Origin of the sequence: Salinivirga sp. (genome assembly GCF_035268865.1) — a bacterium.
GTDB lineage: Bacteria > Bacteroidota > Bacteroidia > Bacteroidales > Salinivirgaceae > Salinivirga.
The window spans coordinates 1-17,421 of record NZ_DATFKB010000138.1; the positions used below are offsets into that span (position 1 = coordinate 1).

Here is a 17,421-nt window from a genome sequence, read left to right on the forward strand (position 1 = left end):
TTCAATTGTAGGCCGGTATTATGGTATGGATCGCGATAAGCGTTGGGAACGCATCAAACTTGCTTATGACCTTTATGTGCATGGAAAAGGGAAGTCTTCTAAAGATCCTGTGCAGGCAATGCAGGCTTCATATGATGATGGAGTGACCGACGAATTTATTAAACCTGTTGTCATCACGAATGAAAATGATGAACCAACCGGAACCATCAAAGAGGGTGATGTGGTATTTTGTTTCAACTTCCGCACAGACCGTTTGCGTGAAATGACCATTGTGCTGACCCAACAGGACATGCCAGAGCATGATATGAAAACCATGCCGCTTTATTACCTGACCATGACACGCTACGATGATAGCTTTAAGGATGTACACATTCCATTTGATAAGGAGAATTTAAAAGATACTATGGGAGCGGTGCTGGCAAAAGAAGGAAAAAAACAAATTCGTATTGCTGAAACAGAAAAATATGCACATGTTACTTTTTTCTTCTCAGGAGGTCAGGAGAAAGAGTTCGAAAATGAAAAGCGAATTCTGATTCCATCTCCTAAAGTTGCCACATACGATATGCAGCCTGAAATGAGCGCTTACAAAGTAAAAGATGCCATAGTTGAAGAATTACATAAGGCTGAAACAGATTTTGTATGTCTCAATTTTGCCAATGGCGATATGGTTGGCCATACAGGCGTTTATGAAGCTATAGAAAAAGCTGTTGAAGCGGTTGATGAATGCGTAGGTGATGTTGTAGAAGCTGCACGCCAAAACGATTATGAGTTGGTTATCATTGCCGATCACGGAAATGCAGATAATGCTGTAAACCCTGATGAAAGCCCCAATACTGCGCACTCGCTCAATGCTGTGCCAATAATTGTGGTAAGCGATCGCTACAAAAAAGTCAATAATGGTATTCTTGCTGATGTTGCGCCTACAATTCTTGAAATGATGGGTTTGCAAAGACCTGAAGCTATGACAGGAAAACCGCTTGTAGAATGAAAGCCCAACCTGTAACCATGCTGGAAATAGGAAAAACTTTAGTAAGTCTCGATCTGATTGAGAAACAGTTTCATTGCGATATTGAAAAATGCCATGGAGCATGCTGTGTTATTGGCGAATCTGGTGCTCCGCTGGAGCCAGCGGAAAAAGAGAAAATAGCCGATGTTTATCCGCTTGTTCGGCAATTTATGACCAGTGAGGGAGTAAAGGCCGTCGATGAGCAGGGATGGTATGTGGTTGACGAAGATGGAGATACCGTTACACCTTTGATGAATAATGGTGCATGCGCTTATATTTACGAAGATAATGGCATAACTTTCTGCGCTATAGAAAAAGCATGCATGGAGGGTTTAATTGATTTTCGCAAACCTGTATCCTGCCATTTGTATCCTGTGAGGATTACAGAATATGAGGCTTATGATGCTGTAAATTATGAGAAAAACAAGATCTGTAAAGCTGCGCTTAAAAAAGGAAAAAATGAGCAGGTTCAGCTGTACAAATTCCTAAAAGATGCTTTGATCAGAAAGTACGGGGAAAAATGGTACAATGAGCTGGAGCTGAATGCCAGAGTCTGGGAAAAACAGAAACAGGAAGCACAATAATGGTATTCCGGGTTCGTTTAGCTTAATTTAAACCGAAATCGATGAAGAAAGTATTTTTTTGGATTACACTTTTTATGATTCTCGGGCTCAATAGCCTCTTTGCACAGGAAATGCTTAATCCCAAAGAAGACTTTTTGTTTGACGGTAAGTATTTCGATCCCTATAGCCCATATGTGACCATTGGAGCTGGATATGGAGTGAATTATCAGCAGCAGGAGGGAGAACAGAATGTGGCAGTTGATTTTCATATGAACTTCAACGAATTGGCTACAAACCTGGGTTATTTTTCATCAACCGACCGCTTTTTAGATGGTGGTGGCGGACTGAGACAACACCATTCCAGGCAACGATTACATGATATACACTTAGGTGCAGGTTGGCGCCATGAAAGATTGAAACACAATTTTGCAATATATGGTGGTGTCTCTTTTGCTGCGGGTCGCACCCCCACACTTACCGAGGAGGGTAATCAGGCCTTTATTGTGCGCAGAACACCAGGAGTTTACATTCAAGCTCATTATTCGCATAAACCTGCTTATGACGTGGGTTATGGTGCAACATTGTATTTTGCCTACAGCCGTTTTTTTAAAATTGTTGGGGTGCAGGCACATATTTTCTTATCTTCAGCCTTCAAAGCTTATAACCGATAAATCATCATAATTATGGAAAATTTAAAACAATACATCGAAGACAACAAGCAGCGTTTTTTAGACGAACTGTTTGAATTAATTCGTATTCCGAGTATTAGCTCTCTCTCGGAGCATAAGCAAGATATGTACAAAGCAGCTGAGCTTTGGAAAAAATATTTGCTCGATGCCGGTGCCGATGATGCCCGTATCTACGATACAGAAGGCCATCCAATTCTTTACGCCGAAAAAATTATAGATCCTAAAAAACCTACCGTACTTGTATACGGTCATATGGACGTAATGCCCGTTGATCCGATAGATCTTTGGGAGTCAGAGCCATTTGAGCCGGAAATTCGTGACGGCAAAATCTATGCACGTGGAGCCGATGACGATAAAGGCCAGGCTTTTATGCATACCAAAGCATTTGAATTCATGGTGAAAACCAATCAATTGCCTGTAAACGTTAAGTTTATGATTGAGGGTGAGGAGGAGATAGGATCGCCCAACCTTACCAAATGGTGTGCCGAGTACAAAGATATGCTCGAAGCAGATATTATTTTGGTGAGCGATACCGGAATGATCGCTCAGGACGTCCCTTCAATTACTACGGGTTTGCGCGGACTTACATATTTACAAATTGAAGTAACCGGGCCTAATCGTGACTTGCACTCAGGACTTTTTGGTGGTGCAGTTGCCAACCCGCTTAATGTTTTGGCCGATATCATTGCAAAAATGACAGATGAGAATAATCGTGTTACCATTCCGGGTTTTTATGACGATGTGCTGGAAGCTTCAGATGAGGAGCGTAAAAAATTGAATCAGGCGCCTTTTAGCAAAGAAGCGTACAAAAAAGCAATTGATGTTGAAGAACTCGATGGAGAAAAAGGGTATACCACCATCGAGCGTACCGGAATAAGACCTTCATTTGACCTTTGTGGTATGTGGGGCGGATACACCGGTGAAGGTGCCAAAACTGTATTGCCATCAAAAGCTTATGCCAAATTATCAAGCCGTCTGGTTCCAAATCAGGATCATGAGAAGATTGGTAAAATGATTAAAGATCATATAGAAAAAATTGCACCTAAATCTGTGAAAGTAGAAGTAACCCCGCTGCATGGTGGTCAGGCATATGTGTGTCCAATTGATATACCAGCATATAAGGCTGCAGAGAAAGCTTTCGAAGAAGCTTTTGGAAAAATGCCTGTACCTGTACGTAGTGGTGGTAGTATCCCAATTATCTCAACCTTCGAGAAAGTATTGGGTACAAAATCAATCTTAATGGGCTTCGGACTTGAAAGTGATGCTATTCATTCACCCAATGAAAACTATCCACTTTTCAACTTCTATAAAGGAATTGAAACACTGCCATTGTTCTATAAGTATTTTGCTGAAAAAAAATAATAGCAGGTTTATCATAATTTAAGGGCAATCTGTTTAAAAATTGGCAGATTGCCCTTTTTTATATACTGTTTTTATAAAAAATTATAAGTTTGCACAAAGTATTGATATGCCACAACAGGGACAAAAACCAATTATAATTGCTGGTCCGTGCAGTGCCGAAACAGAGGAGCAAGTAATGCAAACGGCCGCCGGAATTGCCGGTCATTCAGCAGTGACTGCTTTTAGAAGTGGTGTTTGGAAGCCTCGTTCCCGCCCAGGTAATTTTGAGGGCGCCGGTGACAACGCGTTGCAATGGCTAAAAAAGGTAAAAAATGAGTATGATTTACCCATTGCCGTCGAAGTTGCCACACCCAGCCATGTTGAGAAAGCCCTTGAGGCCGGTGTGGAATATCTATGGGTTGGAGCACGTACCACTTCGAATCCATTTTCAGTGCAGGAACTGGCCAGGGCTCTTGAAGGTATAGATGTGCAAATTATGGTGAAAAACCCTGTCAACCCCGATTTGTCATTATGGATAGGAGCAATTGAACGTATGATGAAGATGACCCCTGGAAATGTGATGGCCATACACCGCGGTTTTTACCCATATGAACAAACTCCTTACCGGAATATACCTAAATGGGAAATCCCCATTGAGTTGAAAACACGGATGCCCGAAATTGCCATAATATGCGATCCGAGTCATATTAGTGGTGACCGGGGCTTGGTCCCTGAAATTGCTCAGTATGCATTGGATTTAAATTTTGATGGGTTGATGATTGAAACGCACATCGATCCGAAAAATGCTTTGAGTGATGCAAATCAGCAATTAACTCCGGATAGCTTGCTAAAACTCCTCGATAATCTTGAGTTTCGGGATCAGAATGTAAACGGAAGTGTGCAAAATGCGCTTGAAAGTTTTAGAAATCAAATAGATTCTATCGATTCGCAGATACTTGAGTTATTGGCTCAACGTATGGAGACAACCCGCAAAATCGGTGCGTATAAGCGTCACCGCAATGTGGCTGCATTTCAACTTAAGCGGTGGAAAAATATAATCCGGTCTCGTATGGAAACCGGATCTTCTCTTGGGTTATCGAAAGAATTTGTGAAAAAAATGCTTCAAAGTGTACACAAAGAATCTATTCGCATTCAATCTGAAATTATGAAGCAGCATAGAAACAAGGATGATTAATCCATTGCCCTGATTTCAAAATCGTAGCTTTCCATAACCGGGTTAGATAATATTTTTTTGCAGGCCTCGTCAACTTTTTCTTTGGCATGTGGTTCATTGTCGGCTTCTATCTCCAGGGTAATATGTTTACCAATGCGCACATTTTCTACGCTTTTGTACCCTATGCTGTGCATGCTGTGGGTTACAGCTTTGCCCTGGGGGTCCAGAAGGGCTTTGAGTGGCATCACATTAATTTCTGCGATAAATTTCATATCAGATTATTTTTGATGTTAATTATTGTTTTTTACTGAATGCGAATTTTATTCCCGAAAGGGCTATGTAAAATGGTATAATTATTACACCGGCTGTAAATTTAAATAAAATTAATGCAGCCAACGATCCTGTAAGCAAAATTAAAATATAAACTTTTTGTTGGCCTGAAAATTCCTTAAGTCCCATGAGCGGAATAGGGGCGACCATTATAAAGCTAAAAACTACAATAATGGGTAATACAAACTCATAGGTAATCCACATGGTGTTGCTAAGCAATAAAAAGACAAATGAAACTATAAATAATGCATTGGCAGGTGTTGGCAATCCCTGAAAATGTTTTGATTGAGATTCATCCACATTAAATTTGGCCAGGCGGAGTGCTGCAAATAGTACGAGTAAAAAGGGTGTGAAAATGGCCCAGTTTTCGTATGAGATAAATGCAACATCTCCTGCCCAGTGTTGTTTAAGCAGTGCAAACAACATTGTGGCCGGAGCGAGCCCAAAGGTGATTAAATCGGCCAAAGAATCGAGCTGTTTGCCAATAGGCGAAGAAACCCGGAGTAACCGTGCTGCAAAGCCATCGAAAAAATCAAAAATGGCGCCGGCAAGTATTAAATATGCGGCGAAATAAAAATTGGTTTCCAGGGCCATTACAATGGCAATTGCACCTGAAAGTAGATTCATGAGTGTAAGCAAATTTGGAATAAATGATCGAATCATGTGGTTTAATAGCTTTTTTTTATATTTACCGGCAATATTTTAGCACAAATTTAAGTTAAAAAATACAGTTGCATAATTTTACAGTGAGTTTCCCTAATTTGAATGTTGATTATTTGATTTATGCGTAAATATATAATACTATCTTTTTTGTTTGTAGCCGTTTCTTTAGGTTTATTGGGGCAATCTGCACCCAAATATAGTAATGAGTTTTTATCCATTGGAGTTGGAGGAAGAGCTTTAGGAATGGGAAATGCTGTAGTTTCATCGACCAACGATGTTTATGCCACTTACTGGAATCCTGCCGGATTGCTTGAAGCTAAAAATGATGTGCAGGCAGGCTATATGCACTCTGAATATTTTGCAGGTATTGCCAAATACGATTACGGAGCAGTTTCATATAAAATTGATTCCAAACAAAGTATTGGCATATCATTAATCCGGTTTGGAGTCGATAACATTCCAAATACCCTTGAACTTATTGACGCCGAAGGGAACATACGTTATGACCGGGTTAAAAGTTTTTCAGTGGCTGATTATGCTTTTTTAATTTCATATGCCCGTGATCTGGGTATTGAAGGATTAAATGTTGGCGGAAATGTTAAAATTGTACGCCGTGTGGCTGGTGAATTTGCCAATGCCTGGGGATTTGGAATTGATGCCGCCGCAACATACGATTATAAAGGCTGGCGCTTTGCCGCTCTTGCCCGGGATGTTACCTCCACTTTTAATGCCTGGAGTTTTGAACAGGGCGAATTGCAGGAAACTTTTGAAATGACGGGTAACGAAATACCTGAAAACTCTCTGGAAATAACCTTGCCAAAGTTTATTTTGTCTGTATCGCGCTCATTTACAGTAAAAGAAGATTTTCATATATTGGGCGAAGCAAATATCGATCTTACTACTGATGGAAAACGTAATGTGCTGGTTAAAACAGATTTTATTAGCATGGACCCACACCTCGGTGTAGAGGTTGATTACAAGCGCATATTTTTTCTGAGAGGAGGGTTTCTTAATCTTCAAAAAGAGACCATTGCCGATCGCGATAAAGCCTCATATACTGTACAGCCAACAATTGGTGCTGGCCTGAGAATAAAACGACTGGCCATAGATTATGCTTACACCAATCTGGGTGGTGTGTCGCAGGTGCCTTATTCCCACATAGTTTCTCTGAGCTACGGCTTTACTGTTGATTAAATCCATCTAATTTTTGATGAATTTCTTCATTCTTACCTAACAAAAGCTTAAACCAGGTGTTTCTTTGGTAAATTTTCGTTTATGACCGATAATACCGCAAAGCGATCTGCTTATATTTTGCAAATTAAATATTTGTTATTCAGTGCTTCCATTATACCTGCATTGATTTCTGGTGTGCTTGTGTATGGACAGGCTCAATTGCATCTTTTCGAATGGTTTTTAGTAATTCTGGGGCTTCTGCTAGGGCAGGCCGGAGGAGATTATTTATATTACTATTTCACCAATAATCATACTGACCAACGTGATGCACATACAAAGATTTTTGCCGGCTGGCAGCCACTTTTTGCCAGGTACTTCAAAAGCGCTAAAACACCTTTTTATGTGGGGCTTGCAGTACTATTCGTCAACGTTTTTGTTCTGTATTATTTTTATCTGGCCATTGGCTGGAAAATTTTGGCTTTCGCTGCAGTTGGAGGATTAATAGCACTTACTTTTACTTTTTTAATGATGAAAGGATTTAAGGAGGTGACAGTTTTTGTTACATTCGGTCCCTTAAGTATGGCCGGAGCCTATTTGGCCCTTACTGGTCAAATTGCATACCTCCCAGTCTGGGTTTCAATCCCCGTTGGTTTACTGATTACCCTTGTGGCCTATTTAAAAGGTGCTCGAATAAAAACCAGCGTCGATGGACAGCATGTAGTTTCCATCAAAAATAATCTAATTGATTTTTTAACATATTTGGCTTTCGTATCGCTTATTGCATTGGTTGTGTTTAAAGTATTGCCGGTTCATAGTCTATTAGGACTATTGGGTATTGTGCCTGCTATTCTTATGCGGAAAAAACTGGCCAGCAAAAGTGCCAGTATCCCCCAATACTTGAGCGCTACGGTGCAATCTATTTTCGCTATGATTGTTGCAGGCATAGGTATTATGACAGGTTGGATACTGCAATATCACTTCACAATTTTTTAGTACTTATTTAAATTTTGACATGATGAAGTTTTTTTATTGGATAAATGTATGGTTAAAGGCTGCCAGAGCTCCATTTCTAGTGGTTAGCTTTATTCCTGCAGTTTTAGGAGGTGTATTAGCCTGGAAAGATGGCAGTTTTGATTGGACAATATTTCTGCTTACTACCATAGGAATTGTATTAGCACATTCCGCTGCCGACTTTATTGATGACTATTTTGATTATAAAAACGATAATCTTGGTAATAAGGAGTCTCAATTTCATGATAGCCCTTTAATTAGCGGAGAAGTTACACCCAATCAGGTGCTGTGGGCTACAGCTATTTGTTTAATACCAGCCATTGGGATAGGTGTCTATTTGTATTTCTTGATCGGTTGGCCAGTGATTTCTATGGCAGCATTGGGTGCATTTATTGTGTTTTTCTATACCTCACCACCATTAAGGCTAAATTATCGTGGGCTGGGTGAAACTGCCTTGTTTATTGCCTTTGGACCAATGATTGTGTTTGGCGTGTATTTTGTTTTGACGCAGCAATTTAGTTGGGAACCTATACTTTTATCTATTCCAATCGGGATTTTTACAATGAACGTAGGGTTGGTAAGTAACACTTTTGATTATGAAGATGATGTAAAGTCTAAGAAGCGTACTTTCCCGGTTAGATTTGGACAATCTAATGCAGTAAAGTTTTTAAATGTTGCTACTATTATTGCTTTTGCAATTATTGTTGCAGGAGCTTTCTTTCAGTTGGTGTCCTATTTTTCATTGCTAATGATACTTTTAGTGGTTCTGGCATTTCGTGTACTTAATGATACTCGTAAATTTACTGAACTCAACCGGTATACCAGGGCCATGGGGTCAGCAATTGCCCTGTCTTCGCTTAGTGGTATATTATTGACGCTTGGATATTTGGGAGAAATATATTTGTTCAACTAACCTATTATTACAGGAGCTGTTATTTATTATTTCTTGCATCATTTTCGGTTTGTTTTATCCTGGCTTTGTGTTAGTGTTTTGGTTAACAGGTATTTATGGTGTGTTCCGAATCTGCTGATTTGGTGGTGTGAAACCAAATAGGTAATCTTACCTTTTGATTTAACAGATTATTTTATAACTTAAATAATTCAAAGAACTTGTTTTGATGGGCTAATTGATTGACAACTAGCATAGAAAGCATTGATAAAGTTTCTTTAAAAGAAATTTAGGTGAAAAAAATACCTTCATATCATACACGTATTCTCAGAAGAGGCATGGTAATAGCTGTTTTTATTGCTGTTTCGTTCGCTTTTATGCTCACAAAGACCGATAAAAAGCAGCAACCCGATAGCCAGAAAGAGGTATTGGAAGCTATTATTGAACGCGATACACTAATCGCATTGACAAATTATAATTCCATCAGTTATTTTAGTTATCGCGGTAAGCCAATGGGTTTCCAGTATGATATGCTCACACTTTTCGCCAATTTTTTAGATGTTGAATTAAAAATCATTATCAATAATGATATTGAAACAGCATTAAAGAAACTAAATGCACACGAGTGTGATGTGCTTGCAATGAACCTTGCTGTTACAAAAGATCGTGCTTCACGGGTTTCTTTTGCTGCAGCATACGGCCAAACACGGCAGGTGCTTGTACAAAAAAAGCCTGTCGGTTGGGAAAAAATGACCAAAAGAGAACTTAACTCCTACCTAATTCGTAATCAACTGGATCTTGCCAACCGCAAAGTTCATGTGCAAAGCAATTCAGCATTTGAAAAACGCCTACGCAACCTAAGCGATGAGATCGGGGCCAATATCGATATTGTAGAGGTAGAAAACTACGATGCCGAACAGTTGATAAGGCTTGTGGCAAAAGGTGAAATTAGCTATACCGTGGCTGATGAGAATGTGGCTAAACTGAACCAGACATATTATCCTGAAATTGATATCAGTACACCGGTAAGTTTTCCGCAAAGAATGGCATGGGCAGTAGCAAAAGATGCCGATAAATTTTTGTCAAAGCTCAATTCGTGGGTCTATACATTTAAAAACGGACCAATGTATGCCCTGCTTTACAATAAATACTTTAAAAGTAAAAAAGCATCGAGCCGCATTAAAAGCCAGTATATGTCTATTAGTGGAGGCAAAATTTCACCATACGATGAAACCATACAACGCTACAGTGAAATTCCCAATTACGACTGGCGTTTGGTGGCTTCTATGATTTACCAGGAGTCACGTTTTAATCCACGTGTAGTTAGCTGGGCCGGGGCATTTGGTATTATGCAGTTAATGCCGGGTACGGCCAATTATTTCGGTGTAAGCCGTGCATCATCCCCCAGAATGCATATTCGGGCTGGTTGCCAGTTCCTCGATTACCTGGACCGCCAGTTTGAAGATGAACTGCCTGATAAAGAGGAACGCCGCAAGTTCGTGCTGGCGTCATACAATTGTGGCATTGGGCATGTGCGCGATGCCAGGCGTTTGGCAGAGAAATATGGCAAAAATCCGGATGTGTGGGATACCCAGGTTGATAGTATGTTACTTTGGAAATCGGATCCGAAGTACTATCTCGATCCGGTTGTGAAATATGGTTACTGTCGCGGACAGGAGCCATTTGACTATGTCAAGGAAATTATGAATCGCTATGAACATTATAAAAATGTCATCAGTGAGGACAATCTGTAAGCTTTAGCGTTTTTTATGACAGATCCTAAATCAGAATCCCGAATAATTTTAAGGAAATTATTTAAAAATGCCAATGGCGATGCCGCAGACGCCATTGTAAAATATCAGGGCCGGGAATTACCCAATTTTGGTATAATGTATCCTGATATTAGAAAACTATCTGAACAGTTTTCAAAGCATAACGGTATTGCTGCAGAGTTAATCATTAAAAATACCAGAGAGGCCAGAATCATGGCCATGCTATTGGTTGATATCCAGCAATTGGATGAGCAGTTAATGAAAGTTTTTATAAAACAATCGGTGACTGCGGAGCTTGAAAACCATCTTGCCCGGCATGTGCTTGCACCTTTTTTGAAATACAATAGCTGGCAAAATCTTGAGTCGCTTGTTGATGTGCCATTAGCTGTAAAAACCGCCATTCAGTTTTTCAGAATGAATGCTGAGTTGCCTGCCTTTGATAAGTCAATTAAGCTTTTGAGCGTCTGGCTAAATGAAAACTATCAGCCCTCAATGGATGGCACCCATTTGGCTGAGGCCATTTACCGCTGTTTTCCAGATAACAGGGCCGACTTTGAGGCACAGCTTTATGAAATGCAGAATAGCCATCCAGGTGCTGCGGCTCAAATACAAAACTGGATCGATGATTTTCAATATATTGAAAACAACTAGAGCAAAGTTTTTAGGACGTCTTCAAATAGTTTTACTAAATCTTTTTCTGCTACACCTGCAGTTTCTATAATTTCTTCCAGGGTAACAGGTTTTAAGTTATCCGGGTCGCATTCATCTGTCAATACACTTATTGCAACGCATGGTAATCCCATGTGATTGGCCACAATAACTTCAGGCACTGTGCTCATTCCTACGGCATCGCCACCCAGGTTGGCAAGCATTCGGTACTCGGCCCGGGTTTCAAGCGTAGGTCCCTGCATTGCAATATATACCCCTTCGAACAGGTCTATATTCTTTTTTTGAGCAACATTTCGGAAAAGGTTATTCATTTTTTCATCGTAAGGAGCACTCATGTCCGGAAACCTTGGACCCCACTCATCAATATTTGGACCAATCAAAGGGTTGTCCATTAGTAGGTTAATGTGGTCGGTGATCAGCATTAGGTTTCCTTTTCTGAACTTTTTATTCATGGCACCTGCAGCATTTGAAATAAGCAACCTCGATATCCCTGATGATTTGAGTACCCTTACAGGGAAAGTTACTTGCTGCAGGGTATATCCCTCATAATAATGAAAACGGCCTTGCATTGCCACAACCGGGTGGCCAAATAGGTTACCATAAATGAGTTTGCCACTATGTGACTCTACTGTTGAAAGTGGGAAATGGGGAATGTCTTCGTAATCAATGGTATGCTCCCGGTCAATTTTGTCAGCCAGTCGGCTAAGTCCTGTGCCAAGAATAATACCTGTTTCAGGTTTAAAATTATTTGTTTTTTCTTTTAAAAACTCCTGTGCTTCAATTACCTTATTGATTTGTTCTTTTGACATGTTCATCTGTATTTTTACGAAAAATAGTTAATTTTACTTAGAACGACAGAGCAAAATATGGAGAATAAATATTAACGAAATGTGAAGATGGTATTTAAAGCTTTGAAAAAATAATTATTTTACCAATTTTGTCTTCGGAAGAGAAATTGTAAACAATTTCATCCTTTGCATATGAATAGTTAGCTCACAAAAACATGATTCAATGAAAAAATTAATCAGCTATTTTTTGTTGCTTTTGCTGGTAATGAGTATTACCGACTTAAAGGCGCAAAATGAAAAATTCAAAGCTCTTTTTATGTACAATTTTACCAAGTATATAGAATGGCCGGGGGATAAGCAGTCTGGCGATTTTGTAATTGGCATACTTGGTAACTCTCCAATGAAAAAGGAGCTTGAGGTTATTGCCACAAAGAAAAAAGTGGGTAGCCAGCCCATTAAAGTCAAGGTTTTCAATTCAATTAATGATATTGGGTCTTGCCATATTTTGTTCATCCCTTCTGGCAAAAGTTCATCACTTGATGAGGTTAAGGCGCGCGTAGGCGGAAAAGGTGTGCTGATAATTACAGACAGGCCTGGTTTTGGCAGAAAAGGTTCAGGCATAAACTATGTGCTGAAGGGAGGTCATCAGGATTTTGAAATCAACAAATCTACCATGGCCGAACAGCGTCTAAAAGTGAATTCTGCTCTCTATTCACTTGGAACTGTAATCAACTAATTCAATTGAAAACAATTAAATGACTGAAAAATGAAAAAATATATTCCCCTGTTATTGTTCTTTTTATTATCAGCAAACTTATCGTTGGTAGCCCAGGAAAAGACATACGACTTTGAAAATATGAGCCGAAAAGAAATTTTGGCAATTAGTTATGATGAGATGCTTGAAATGCCTTTCGAAGCATTGAAAGAAATGGCTGAGGCAATTGGTATTTCTGCAGATGAACTATTGAATCTTGCTTTAAACCGAGAAGTTAGCTCTGCTTCTAAAAAAGGAGAGAGTGTTTTTGAGTCACCACTCTCGACCACTGTAATCACAAAGGAAGAAATTAAACTGACCGGTGCAACAACCTACGAAGAATTATTCAGGTTAGTACCCGGGATGATCGTAAGGCAGGAATCTAATGGCAATTACGATATTCATATAAGAGGTAATGATAACTTGCCCCCGGGCAATTTCTCGCATTTCTCTGAAAACATGATGACGCTGGTAATGGTAGATGGCAGAATTGTGTATAATTATATTAACGGAGGTACAATTTGGGAGTCGCTTCCTGTAGCTATGTCAGATATTGAAAGAATTGAAATTATACGTGGAGCCTCAAGTGCCCTGTATGGCCCAAATGCCGTTTCGGGTGTAATTAATATCATTACCAGAACCCCTGATAAAGAAGGCGCTCAAGTGCATGGCGATGTAAAAGTTGGCAATAATGATACGTATATTGGTAACTTTAGTCTGTTAAACAAACTTAGTGAAGACTTTGGGTTTAAAGTCAGTGGCGCCTACGATTTCAGAGACCGTTTTCAGGACGATTTTTATGAATATGCCAGCGGCACTTATGTGCCTGCTGATTCTCTGACAAGTATGTTTGGCAATCAACTTCATGCCAGTTCTCCCGATGCTGAACTAGCTAAAAAGGCATTTAATGCGAATGCCGGGCTTTTTTATGAGCCATCAAATGATGTGTCCATGTCATTAAACGGAGGATGGCAGTCATCAGAGTCACAAAGTATGTTTTTTGAAAACCTGGCTACCCCATTTGGTATACGCGAATCTGAAACCGGTTATGTTGACTATAAAGCTTCGGCCTATGGATTTCAGGCACAGGTTAATTATTTAACCGGACGGCAGAATTTGCATAAGAAAATGATTAAACCTGTGATCGAATACGATATGAACTTTTTAAGCGCTAATCTGGAATATGATTTGGTACTCAATGACCTGGGTATTGGTGAACTTACTGTACGACCCGGATTTAATTATCAGTTGGCAAATTACGACGATAAAACATATGTTGAGAAAGTAGATACCGTTGGCGACCTCGATCGCGGCTTATTAAATGGAGAAAAATCACTTGAAACCATTTCCGGAAGTATGCGGATTGATTATAAACCCATAAGTGAGTTAAGGTTAATTGCCGCCTTAAGGGCAGATAAATACAATGTGCCGGACGATATCTATATGTCCTGGCAATTTGTCGGTGCTTATAATATCAATAGTAAGCATTTATTACGTGCAACCTATTCAAGAGCAAATCGCGGGTCATTTATGGGTAATGCCTATGCCAATTTCCAGAACCCTTTGGGAGCAAATTATTATCAATTCTATGTGGGCGATGAAAATCTGAATTTATTAACCCAGGATTTGATCGAAATTGGTTACCGGGGAATTCTCACAGATTACCTACAGGTCGATTTTGAGGCTTTCAGAACAAAAACAACGGATTTTGATGCGCTATTTCCCAAAGTTTATGAAATAGATGGCGGAATAACCTATGACCAATGGTTTTATCAGAATATAGACATGGAGAGCGAGCAACTTGGTGCAACTTTGAACGTTGCTGTTCAGCCATTAGATAATTTGATAATCAAAGTGTTTGGAACCTATCAGAATACCAAATTGACCAATGTGCTGAAAGATATTTCAGAGTTTTATACAATCAATTTTATTACAGGCCAACAAAGTATGACACCTTACAGCGAATTGGATGAATCATCATTTGAAGATGGCAATAATGATTGGACACCGGGCTTTTATGGAGGGGCGATGATTAATTATACTCCTGTTCAAAAGTTTAACATAAATGCATCGCTTTACTATTATGATAAGCAAACCTATTCAAGGTATTACTTTGCATACCCAACTCATAAAACTATGGAGGCTTCGCTTGATCCTAATGTTATACTAAACGCCAAGGTTGCATACCGTATTTCCAATAATGCATCGGTTTATCTTAGCGGACAAAACATTTTGGATCATAATAAGCCCGAAATACCATATAATGATAAAGTCAGCGGCTTATATTTAATTGGAATTGATTTTAGTTTCTAAAAGCGGTTTAGAGATATATTGAGGCGCTGCATCCAATGTAGCGCCTTTTTTATAGCCAACCTTTTCTTTTAAAGTAAATGAGCATTACGCCCGCTACAGCAATCATTACTCCCCACATTCCAAAATAACCGTATTTGTAGTTGAGTTCCGGTACGTATTGGAAATTTGTACCATAAACGCCTGCAATAAAGGTCAATGGTATAAAGATGGCTGCAAATATTGTAAGTACCTTCATCACATCATTTGCCCGGTTGCTGATATTCGTATTATACAGGTTGAGTTGATCAGCGACCATTGTGTGGTAAATTTCAATGGCATCGAGGGCCTGGGTAACGAGGTCGTCGAGGTCGGGGATGTAATGCTGCCGGGTTGCTTTTTTTATAAGTCCGGAGTCACTTTTTTGCAACCTGTTTGTAATTTCTTTTAAAGGACGTATGTTTTTTCGGAAAAACGCAATTTCGGTTTTATGTTTAAAGATTGTGTCAGAAAGGCCTTTGTGCGGGTTGATCAACTCTTTTTCATAGGATTCAATAATGCGTCCGTAAGCTTCAATGTTTAATATGTAACTATCTACAATAGTATCCATTAAGGCGTAGGCCAAATAATCGGAGCCCGATTTTCTGATTTTACCCCGGTTATTATGCAATCTGTAAAGTACATCCTCAAAAATACGGTTCGATTTTTCCTGGAATGTAATTAGATAATTGTTGCCAACTACAAAAGAGACCTGCTCTGAATCGATCTGTTCTGTATTCATATCCAGTTTCAGTGATTTCATTATTATGATTAACTGGTGTTCATCTTCAAAGAAACGCGGACGCTGGTCAGTATTCAATATATCCTCCAGTGCCAGTGAGGATATACTGAATGCTGCACCAACTTTTTCAATTATTGTGGTGTCGTGTAATCCATCAATATTGATCCAGGTAATCATACCTGTTTTAAGCAGTTCATTTAGGTTATCTGGCCCAATTTCTGTTTTTTCAAGGGTCTGTTCATTATATTGGGTAAGTGTTATTTTTACCTTTTCCTGTCTTTGTTCTCCCTGGAAAATGAGTGCTCCCGGGGATTGACCACGGGTTTTTTCACGGTTTTTCAGAAATCTGGCCATAGTAGTGGTGTTTTAATCCAATAGCTAAGTTAAATTATTTATTTGCCTTCTGTTTTGGCATTATCTAAATGGAGTTGTAAGGGTGCAATTTCCTGTCCCCAATAAACTGTGGTATGGGGGAATGGTATTTCAATGTTCTGGTCATCGAATTCAGCTTTTATACGTTTTCGATACTCTCGTGCCAGAGCCCACTGCTCACCTGGCTTACTTTTAATTCTGGCTTTAAATAGTACTGCGCTATCAAGAAACTGATCAATACCGAATATTTCAGTGGGCTCTTTTATTTTGTCTTTAAACATTTCATCTTGTTCGAGGTCTTCTGCAACCTCTTTCATAACTTTCATAACATGATCGGCATTTTCTTTATAGGCTACGCCAATCTCTACTGTAATGGCCGACCATTCTTTGGTCATGTTAGACAATGAATTGATTTTACCGTTCTGGAAAATATGCACAACTCCTGAAAAATCACGAAGTGTGGTAGTTCGTAGCTCTATTCGCTCCACGAGACCTGCTGTGCCATTAATTATAGCTACATCTCCGGATCTTATTTGGTTTTCGAGCAATACAAAGAAACCTGAAATGAAATCGCGTACCAGCTCCTGCGCTCCAAAACCCAGCGCAAGGCCTAAAATACCAGCACTTGCGAGAATTGGACCAATATTTACTCCAAATTTGCTCAGTAAAATCATCAGAAAAATAGCCCAAATTACGATGTTGGATGCTCCACGGGCTATATTCATTAGAGTGTTGATTCTCTTTTCTGTTTCACTTGCATCATCTTTATCCATGCGCTGTGCCCGTTTTATGATCATCTTTTTTAAGCGGTTCAATAAGAAGCGTACAAGTCGAAATGCAATAAAAGTAAATATGAGCAGAATGATTATAGACGGAAGCTCATTAATTACCCAGTTGCTTGCTTTTTCAAAAAAGGATGTCCAGAAATCTTCTGTAAAAAAGTTCTTCATATTTAATTTTGATTAATGGGTTACAGTATTTTTACAAATCAGCGTTTTATTAGTTTATATCTAATTAAATAAAATTACAAAAATAAAGGCTCCGAAAAATAATGTTTACAAAATTCTTCGGAGCCGTAATTATGTTAGTATCCGTTTTTACCGCATAAACAGTAATTCCCTGTACTTTGGCAATGGCCAGATATTATCATCGCAAAT

17 protein-coding genes are annotated in these 17,421 nt (G+C 39.3%); 12 read left to right on the forward strand and 5 right to left on the reverse strand.

The genetic code is table 11. The features are described 5' to 3' along the window. From gpmI to VJ937_RS08385, 5 genes are all read left to right on the forward strand, one after another. Window positions 1-988 (forward strand): 2,3-bisphosphoglycerate-independent phosphoglycerate mutase (gene gpmI, locus VJ937_RS08365; RefSeq protein ID WP_324066445.1); only part of this gene is annotated, 988 nt, incomplete at its 5' end. Continuing rightward, the gene (locus tag VJ937_RS08370) at window positions 985-1,590 is read left to right on the forward strand and encodes a DUF3109 family protein (protein WP_324066446.1); all 606 of its coding nucleotides are present in this window, start codon (window positions 985-987) and stop codon (window positions 1,588-1,590) included. The genes gpmI and VJ937_RS08370, both read left to right, overlap by 4 nt. Window positions 1,591-1,631: 41 nt before the next feature. Then, the gene (locus tag VJ937_RS08375) at window positions 1,632-2,240 is read left to right on the forward strand and encodes a hypothetical protein (protein ID WP_324066447.1); all 609 of its coding nucleotides are present in this window, start codon (window positions 1,632-1,634) and stop codon (window positions 2,238-2,240) included. A gap of 12 nt (window positions 2,241-2,252) precedes the next feature. After that, complete coding sequence (locus VJ937_RS08380) at window positions 2,253-3,620, forward strand: dipeptidase (RefSeq protein WP_324066448.1); 1,368 nt, start codon at window positions 2,253-2,255, stop codon at window positions 3,618-3,620. A gap of 106 nt (window positions 3,621-3,726) precedes the next feature. Further along, entirely contained in the window at window positions 3,727-4,794 is a 1,068-nt protein-coding gene (locus tag VJ937_RS08385; RefSeq protein WP_324066449.1) for a chorismate mutase, read from the forward strand. On the opposite strand, the gene purS is transcribed toward VJ937_RS08385, so the two are convergent. Continuing rightward, complete coding sequence (gene purS / locus VJ937_RS08390) at window positions 4,791-5,045, reverse strand: phosphoribosylformylglycinamidine synthase subunit PurS (RefSeq protein WP_324066450.1); 255 nt, start codon at window positions 5,043-5,045, stop codon at window positions 4,791-4,793. The two genes, VJ937_RS08385 and purS, sit on opposite strands and share 4 nt — an antisense overlap. A 22-nt stretch (window positions 5,046-5,067) precedes the next feature. Continuing rightward, on the reverse strand, window positions 5,068-5,766 hold the full coding sequence (pssA, locus tag VJ937_RS08395) for a CDP-diacylglycerol--serine O-phosphatidyltransferase (RefSeq protein ID WP_324066451.1): 699 nt from the start codon (window positions 5,764-5,766) through the stop codon (window positions 5,068-5,070). A gap of 120 nt (window positions 5,767-5,886) precedes the next feature. On the opposite strand from pssA, the gene VJ937_RS08400 reads away from it, so the two are divergent. The 5 genes from VJ937_RS08400 to VJ937_RS08420 all read left to right on the forward strand — a co-directional run bounded on the left by VJ937_RS08400 (window position 5,887) and on the right by VJ937_RS08420 (window position 11,262). Next, the gene (locus VJ937_RS08400) at window positions 5,887-6,960 is read left to right on the forward strand and encodes a PorV/PorQ family protein (RefSeq protein WP_324066452.1); all 1,074 of its coding nucleotides are present in this window, start codon (window positions 5,887-5,889) and stop codon (window positions 6,958-6,960) included. 81 nt (window positions 6,961-7,041) lie between these two features. After that, window positions 7,042-7,932 carry a prenyltransferase gene (locus tag VJ937_RS08405; RefSeq protein WP_324066453.1) on the forward strand — a complete coding sequence of 297 codons (891 nt, stop codon included), beginning with the start codon at window positions 7,042-7,044 and terminating at the stop codon, window positions 7,930-7,932. 22 nt (window positions 7,933-7,954) lie between these two features. After that, a complete protein-coding gene (locus tag VJ937_RS08410; protein ID WP_324066454.1) occupies window positions 7,955-8,863 on the forward strand; it encodes a prenyltransferase in 909 nt (302 codons plus the stop codon). A 269-nt stretch (window positions 8,864-9,132) separates the two neighbouring features. Next, on the forward strand, window positions 9,133-10,593 hold the full coding sequence (locus VJ937_RS08415) for a transglycosylase SLT domain-containing protein (protein WP_324066455.1): 1,461 nt from the start codon (window positions 9,133-9,135) through the stop codon (window positions 10,591-10,593). 15 nt (window positions 10,594-10,608) lie between these two features. Further along, window positions 10,609-11,262: a DNA alkylation repair protein gene (locus tag VJ937_RS08420; RefSeq protein WP_324066456.1), complete on the forward strand. Its 654-nt coding sequence runs from the start codon at window positions 10,609-10,611 to the stop codon at window positions 11,260-11,262. Here VJ937_RS08420 and VJ937_RS08425 read toward each other — a convergent pair. Next, window positions 11,259-12,089 (reverse strand): purine-nucleoside phosphorylase, encoded by an 831-nt coding sequence (locus VJ937_RS08425; RefSeq protein WP_324066457.1) that lies wholly within the window; start codon window positions 12,087-12,089, stop codon window positions 11,259-11,261. The genes VJ937_RS08420 and VJ937_RS08425 overlap by 4 nt on opposite strands. Before the next feature lie 202 nt (window positions 12,090-12,291). On the opposite strand from VJ937_RS08425, the gene VJ937_RS08430 reads away from it, so the two are divergent. Both VJ937_RS08430 and VJ937_RS08435 read left to right on the forward strand, forming a co-directional pair. Further along, window positions 12,292-12,804: a YfiR family protein gene (locus tag VJ937_RS08430; protein WP_324066458.1), complete on the forward strand. Its 513-nt coding sequence runs from the start codon at window positions 12,292-12,294 to the stop codon at window positions 12,802-12,804. 30 nt (window positions 12,805-12,834) lie between these two features. Further along, window positions 12,835-15,135: a TonB-dependent receptor plug domain-containing protein gene (locus VJ937_RS08435; protein WP_324066459.1), complete on the forward strand. Its 2,301-nt coding sequence runs from the start codon at window positions 12,835-12,837 to the stop codon at window positions 15,133-15,135. Window positions 15,136-15,184: 49 nt separating this feature from the next. On the opposite strand, the gene corA is transcribed toward VJ937_RS08435, so the two are convergent. Both corA and VJ937_RS08445 read right to left on the reverse strand, forming a co-directional pair. After that, entirely contained in the window at window positions 15,185-16,246 is a 1,062-nt protein-coding gene (corA, locus tag VJ937_RS08440) for a magnesium/cobalt transporter CorA (RefSeq protein WP_324066460.1), read from the reverse strand. A 38-nt stretch (window positions 16,247-16,284) separates the two neighbouring features. Further along, window positions 16,285-17,214, reverse strand: coding sequence for a mechanosensitive ion channel family protein (locus VJ937_RS08445; protein WP_324066461.1), 930 nt, complete (start codon window positions 17,212-17,214; stop codon window positions 16,285-16,287). Window positions 17,215-17,421: the final 207 nt, after the last annotated feature.